1 protein-coding gene is annotated in these 1,408 nt (G+C 79.5%); it reads left to right on the forward strand.

Annotation, left to right across the window (positions count from 1 at the left end):
- A partial coding sequence (locus ACSNOH_RS34765; protein ID WP_436725440.1) for a hypothetical protein occupies window positions 1–1,408 on the forward strand: 1,408 nt, incomplete at both ends.

The following is a 1,408-nucleotide window of genomic DNA, read 5'->3' on the forward strand; positions in this document are numbered from 1 at the left end:
CCCCCCGCCCCCTCCCCGCCCCCGTCGACGTCGAGCAGGCCGAGGCCGCGCTCATCGAGCACTACCCGCGCCTGGTGCGCCTCGGGTATCTCGTCCTGCCGCCGTCGCTGGGCCGCAACCGCCGCGTGCTGACCGCGCACGCCCTCGTGCAGCGGGCGCTGCCGCGCAACCGCGTCGCGGCGGACGAGCAGGCCGGACTGCCCCTGCCGTCCCCGCGCGGCCCCGGCGGCTTCCTCGCCGACCCCGGCTACGCCTACGTTCGGCTGCGGGTGCTGCGGTCCGCACTGGAGGCCGGCCGGCCGCGCGGGCGCTGGCAGTTGCCGCGCCCGGGCCAGCTGCCGCCGCTGCTGCCGCAGGTGTGGGGGCTGCGGCTGTTCCCGCGCTCCGGCGGTGCCGACGAGCTCGCCCTGGACCAGGCGCTGGCCTCCCTGTCCGCCCCCGGCCGCGCGGCGTACGTGCTGCGCGCCCTGGAGCTGCCCGCCGACCGCGACGTCCGGCAGGTGCTGGCCGCGGCGGGCGTCGAGGACCCGGGGGCCGCGGTGCTGGAGGCGGACGGCCTGCGCGCCCCGGCGGGCAGCCGGGACGCCTCGCTGCTGGAGTCGATGGAGTTCGACCCCTGCTCCCTGCAGGCCCGCCCCACGGACCTGATGCGCCGCCGGCACCACACCCGGGCGGCGCTGGCGGCCCTCGCGGCGGCCGCGGTGTGCGGGGTTCTCGTGTCCCTGCCGGGCGACGGCTGGGGCCCGGACGGCGCCGCCGCCCCGCCCTACGCACAGAACGCCGCGGCGCAGCAGGCCCTCGATCCCGCCAAGCTGACGAAGGCGGCGCCCGGCGCGTGGAAGACCGCGGACCGCCCCGGCTTCGCCACCTGGCCCGCCCGCGGCAACCGCCTCGACGACGAGGAACTGCTGCACCGCGCGCTCGCCGTCTGGGCGCGCCCCGGCCGCACGGTGCAGGTCACGGCCACGCCCGGAACCCCCTCCGGGCCGGCCGCCGGACCGCCCCAGCTGCTGTACGCGGGCGAGGTCGGGCAGGCCGCGGTCGTGCTGCTCCACGACGGCCTGCGCGTCGTGCGCTACGCCGAGTCGAAGGACGGCGACACCGGCGCCGCGGCGCTGGACTTCGCCCGGACCGACGCCGCGGACGCCGGCACCGCGACGGCCGTCGTCGTGGGCCGCGCCGACAACAACGTCCGCTATCTGACCGCCCCCTGGGTCGACGAGGTCGCCGTGCGCGACCTGCTCAAGCCCGCCGACGCGCCCGTCCCGCTGCGCCGCGGCGCCGACGGCGTGACCGGCCCGACCCCCAGCCCCGCCCCCGGCAACGACTGCAACGGCTGGCCCGCGCTGCAGATGGGCGGCCGCCTCGTCACCGACCTCGGCGAGCTGACCCCCGCCCTCCTCACCAC

The sequence above is a fragment of the Streptomyces sp. URMC 127 genome, assembly GCF_051386535.1.
Taxonomy (GTDB): domain Bacteria; phylum Actinomycetota; class Actinomycetes; order Streptomycetales; family Streptomycetaceae; genus Streptomyces.